We start from the raw sequence: 4,592 nt of genomic DNA on the forward strand, positions 1-4,592 counted from the left end.
CACCGGTGTCGAAATTCACCAGCGCACGCGGCACGTTTTCCAGGTCCAGCTCGCGGGTATCGACGCTGAAGCCTTGCTCGATGGCCTCGGCTTCCGTCAGGCCGACGGTGGCCACCTGGGGGTCGGTGAAGATCACCGCCGGCATGGCGCTCAGGTCCAGGGTGGCTTCGCCCCCGGTCATGTTGACGGCAGCCCGGCTGCCCCCGGCGGCGGCGACATAGACGAACTCCGGCTGATCGGTGCAGTCACCGGCGGCATAGAGCCCCGGCACCGTGGTGTGCAGATGCTCATCGACCAGAATCGCCCCACGTGCGGTTTCCACGCCGAGGCTCGCCAGGTTCAGGGCCTCGGTATTGGGTGTCCGTCCGGTGGCCACCAGCAGTTGATCCGCCCGCAAGGTGCCGGCGTTGGTGTCGACAATGAATTCATTGTCGGTGTAGTCCACGCGGCTCGCCTGGGTCTGCTTGAGGACCTCGATGCTCTCGCGGCGAAACGCCGCCTCCACCGCATCCCCTACCGCCGGGTCTTCCTGGGAGAGCAGGCGGCTGCGGGCCAGCACCGTGACCCGGCTGCCCAGCCGGGCGAAGGCCTGGGCCAGTTCCAGGGCCACCACCGAGGCGCCGATCACAATCAGCCGCTCGGGAAGGGTGTCCAGGGCCAGCGCACTGGTAGAGGTCAGGTAGGGGGTGTCGGCAAGACCCGGGATCGGCGGTACTGCCGGTCGGGCGCCAGTACCGATTAAGGCGCGGTCGAAGTGGACGACCTGCTCGCCGCCCTCGTTCAGCTTGACCATCAGGCTATGGGCATCGATAAACCGGGCCTCGCCGTGCAGGACCGTGATGGCCGGGTGGTCGCGCAGAATCCCCTCGTACTTGGCGTCACGCAGTTCCTCGACACGTCGCTGCTGCTGCTCGAGCAGCTTGGCCCGATCCACCACCGGCGCCTGGGCGCTCAGGCCTGCATCGAAGGGACTTTCCGTACGCAAGTGGGCAATATGGGCCGCGCGAATCATGATCTTCGAAGGCACACAGCCTGTATTGACACAGGTACCGCCGACGGTGCCGCGTTCGATCAGGGTGATCCGGGCGCCGCGCTCGGCGGCTTTCAGGGCCGCCGCCATGGCGGCGCCGCCGCTGCCGATCACCGCGATGTGCGGGGCGTCTTCATCACGGCCCTTGGACACCGATGCGCCTGCCGGGGAAGTGGACCCACTGTTGGCCAGTCGAGCTTGGTAGCCAAGTCGGGTCACGGCAAACGTCAACGCCGAGGCCGGTGTCTCCGGATCAACGGCTACCGATGCCGTCCCCTGAGGATAGGATACCTCCACCGACTGCACGCCGGGCAGCTTCTCCAGGGCTTCCCTGACATGATCCGCACAGCGGTCACAGGTCATGCCACTCACGTTGAGTTCAATCATCACGTTTCTCCGAGTCTTCATTAGTAAAGCCGGCATCCTGCTTCCGCTTGTGGTATCGCGCGTAGAGAGGTAAGCCGATGGCCAGGGCGGCAAACAGCAGGTAATCGAGATAGCCTGCCAACGCGGCCAGGCCCGCCGTACCGAATAGCACCAGGGCGATTGGCGCGGCGCAACACAGCACCATCAACCCGGTGCCAAGCACGACGCTTAAAAATTTCTGCGAATCTTTCACGCTTATTCCTTCACCGTGGCGGGCAAGCTCGTAAACAACTCACCCGATGACCGCGATGTGCAGCTGCTTGATGTCACTCAGGGGGCGTATTCCTTGATTTGATAGAGCCGTTGTCACAACAGGCGTCGAACTGCTTCTTACGCCAAATCGCATAAATGGTCAGGCCGATGAAGAAGGCCAGGGCCGGCAATAACACAACGTCGAGATAGCCCGTCAGCCCCGCCAGGCCCACCGTGCCAAGCAGGATCACCAGGATCGGCGTAAAGCAGCACAATGCCACCAGGACGGTGCCGATCACGCTCACGCGCAGCAGGGGCTTGGGATTCTTCATGATCACTCTCGATCCGCTTGCGAGGATGTCGGGGTTGATGGATACCCAGCGTTGATGGTGGCCTCGGTCAATGCCTCCACCGACGTTCGGGCGTCGTCAAAGGTGACCACGGCCTCGAGATCCGCGTAGCTCACGTCGACTTGCGAGACGCCGTCCACCTTGTTGAGGGCGGCCTTGACGGTGATCGGGCAGGCGGCACAGGTCATGCCCGGCACCGACAGCGTCACGGTCTGCAGGGCCGCTAAGGCGGGCGTGCTGAGCAGGGCGAGTAGCGCGATGAAGGCGAAACGAGCTTTCATGGTAGATCTCCTTTTAATAGAACAGGGGCAAGATGTAGGGGAATACCAGGGCGATTAGCACCAGCAGCGATACGAGCCAGAAGATCGCCTTGTAGCCCGTCCTGACCCGTGGCACGGCACACACCTCTCCCGGCTGGCACTTTTCCACTGGCCGAAAGACGCGACGCCAGGCGAAGAACATCGCCACCAGCGCGACGCCGATAAAGAGCGGGCGATAGGGCTCCAACGCCGCCAGATTGCTGATCCAGGCGCCGGAAACGCCCAGCGTGATCAGCACCAGCGGGCCGAGGCAACACGCCGAGGCCAGGAGGGCCGCGACTCCTCCGGCGGCCAGGGGCCCTCGCCCCGTTTTAGATGTCCGCATTGACGATTCTCCTTTCGGGATGGGGGGAGCTACGATAAGGTTACTTCCGTAGCTTGGTACGGAGTCAAGCATCATGAAGAGACATGCAGATAAAGTGGCGGACACCATGACCATTGGCGGCCTGGCCAAGGCGGCCGGCGTCAATGTCGAGACAATCCGCTATTACCAGCGACGAGGGCTATTATCGGAGCCCGAACGCCCTCCCGGAGGTATTCGACGCTATAGTGCCGCCGATATCGACAGGTTGACGTTCGTGAAAACGGCGCAGCAGCTGGGCTTTAGTCTGGATGAGATCAGTGACCTACTTCGGCTGGAAGATGGCGCCCACTGTCAAGAAGCCAGTGCTCTCGCAGAGCACAAGTTAGGGGACGTTCGCGAGAAGATCGACAGGCTTGAAAGAATTGAGAAGGTGCTGAGCGAAATGGTCGACAGATGCCATGCACAACAAGGCAATATCACTTGCCCGCTAATTGCGTCATTGCATGAAGGGCTCAGAGAAGCAGAAGACCCAAGGGAGTAACTCACCTTCAGTTCGTTGAAAACAACGCGGTCAAAGAGTCGCGATCATCTATGGACCATGTCGACAAGGAAAGTTTGCATGACTAGCTTGCCTGACAACATCCTTCACCTTCCCGAGTACCACGTCCTAGGCACCAAGATGGAAGAGCATGATCTCCACTACCAGGTCGAAGCTCCTGAGCCTCTAGCTTGCGAGGAATGCGGCGTTGAGAGTGAGTTTGTCAGGTTCGGCAAGCGCGATGTGGCCTATCGCGACCTACCCATCCACGGAAAGCGGGTCACCCTCTGGGTGGTCCGTCGCCGCTACACCTGCCGGGCGTGTGGAAGGACGTTCCGGCCAGCTCTTCCGGAAATGGTAGACGATCACCGCATGACGCGGAGGCTTTACAACCACGTCGAGAAGGAAGCCTTCAATCACCCCTACGCCTACGTGGCTGATACCACGGGCCTCGACGAGAAGACTGTCCGCGAGATATTCAAGAAGAAGGCTGAGTTCCTGGCAGCCTGGCATCGTTTCGAGACACCCCGCTGCCTGGGGATCGACGAGCTGTACCTGAACCGCCGCTACCGCTGCATCCTGACCAACCTGGAGGAGCGTACCCTACTGGACCTGCTGCCCGGTCGCCAGCAGGACGCGGTGACGAGGCGCCTCATGAGCATGACCGAGCGCCACCAGGTCGAGATCGTCAGCATGGATATGTGGAAACCCTACCGCCGTGCTGTCCAGGCGGTACTGCCGCAGGCTCGCATTGTGGTCGATAAGTTCCATGTGGTGCGGATGGCCAACGAAGCCCTGGAGAAGGTGCGTAAGGGACTCAGGAAGGATCTGAAGCCAAACCAGCGGCGGACCCTCAAGGGCGATAGGAAGATCCTGCTGAAGCGTGCCCACGACGTTTCAGATCGCGAGCGGCTTATCATGGAGACATGGACAGGGGCCTTCCCTCAGCTCCTGGCGGCCTACGAGCACAAGGAGCGGTTCTACCACATCTGGGACAGCACCACCCGGCGTGATGCCGAAAAGGCGCTGGCCCGCTGGATTGACGACATTCCACAGGGGCAGAAAGAGGTGTGGAAGGATCTCGTCAGCGCCGTCAGCGGATGGCGCGAGGAGGTGCTGGCCTACTTCGAAACCGACACCCCAATCACCAACGCCTTCACGGAGTCGATCAATCGGCTGGCCAAGGACAAGAACCGCGATGGCCGGGGCTACTCATTCGAGGTGATGCGGGCCCGGATGCTCTACACCACCAAGCACAAGAAGAAGGTGCCGCAGATCAAGGAATCCCCCTTCCTGGGCAAGGCCACCATGACCTACAGCATGGGTCTTCCCGAGCCTGAGAAAAACTACGGCGTCGATCTATCAACCTTCTGGGAGAGTTAAGGGTTCGAAGGAGCAAGGGGGCTCCATCTACCACTTAATCCGGATACCC

Annotated in this window: 7 protein-coding genes; 2 read left to right on the plus strand and 5 right to left on the minus strand. The window is 61.3% G+C overall.

The window, feature by feature from the left end:
• The 5 genes from merA to merT form a co-directional block, all read right to left on the minus strand.
• A partial coding sequence (gene merA, locus AC4OR5_RS30755) for a mercury(II) reductase (protein WP_171889505.1) occupies positions 1–1,417 on the minus strand: 1,417 nt, incomplete at its 3' end.
• The gene (merF, locus tag AC4OR5_RS30760) at positions 1,410–1,649 is read right to left on the minus strand and encodes a mercury resistance system transport protein MerF (protein ID WP_027965777.1); all 240 of its coding nucleotides are present in this window, start codon (positions 1,647–1,649) and stop codon (positions 1,410–1,412) included. The genes merA and merF (AC4OR5_RS30760), both read right to left, overlap by 8 nt.
• Positions 1,650–1,722: 73 nt before the next feature.
• Positions 1,723–1,980: a mercury resistance system transport protein MerF gene (gene merF / locus AC4OR5_RS30765; protein ID WP_033988342.1), complete on the minus strand. Its 258-nt coding sequence runs from the start codon at positions 1,978–1,980 to the stop codon at positions 1,723–1,725.
• 2 nt (positions 1,981–1,982) lie between these two features.
• Positions 1,983–2,279: a mercury resistance system periplasmic binding protein MerP gene (gene merP / locus AC4OR5_RS30770; protein WP_022519794.1), complete on the minus strand. Its 297-nt coding sequence runs from the start codon at positions 2,277–2,279 to the stop codon at positions 1,983–1,985.
• 13 nt (positions 2,280–2,292) lie between these two features.
• Entirely contained in the window at positions 2,293–2,643 is a 351-nt protein-coding gene (merT, locus tag AC4OR5_RS30775; RefSeq protein WP_027965778.1) for a mercuric ion transporter MerT, read from the minus strand.
• Positions 2,644–2,716: 73 nt separating this feature from the next.
• Between merT and merR the strand changes: the two genes are divergently transcribed.
• Entirely contained in the window at positions 2,717–3,163 is a 447-nt protein-coding gene (gene merR, locus AC4OR5_RS30780) for a mercury resistance transcriptional regulator MerR (RefSeq protein WP_006911920.1), read from the plus strand.
• 78 nt (positions 3,164–3,241) lie between these two features.
• On the plus strand, positions 3,242–4,543 hold the full coding sequence (locus tag AC4OR5_RS30785) for an ISL3 family transposase (RefSeq protein WP_033988338.1): 1,302 nt from the start codon (positions 3,242–3,244) through the stop codon (positions 4,541–4,543).
• Positions 4,544–4,592 lie beyond the last annotated feature (49 nt).

This window comes from Pseudomonas sp. YA1 (assembly GCF_058680555.1).

Bases quoted from the DNA above. Each gene is read 5' to 3' on its own strand.
- merF (WP_033988342.1), bottom strand. From the start codon at position 1,980: ATGAAGAATCCCAAGCCCCTGCTGCGCGTGAGCGTGATCGGCACCGTC.
- merP (WP_022519794.1), bottom strand. From the start codon at position 2,279: ATGAAAGCTCGTTTCGCCTTCATCGCGCTACTCGCCCTGCTCAGCACG.
- merT (WP_027965778.1), bottom strand. From the start codon at position 2,643: ATGCGGACATCTAAAACGGGGCGAGGGCCCCTGGCCGCCGGAGGAGTC.
- merR (WP_006911920.1), top strand. From the start codon at position 2,717: ATGAAGAGACATGCAGATAAAGTGGCGGACACCATGACCATTGGCGGC.
- AC4OR5_RS30785 (WP_033988338.1), top strand. From the start codon at position 3,242: ATGACTAGCTTGCCTGACAACATCCTTCACCTTCCCGAGTACCACGTC.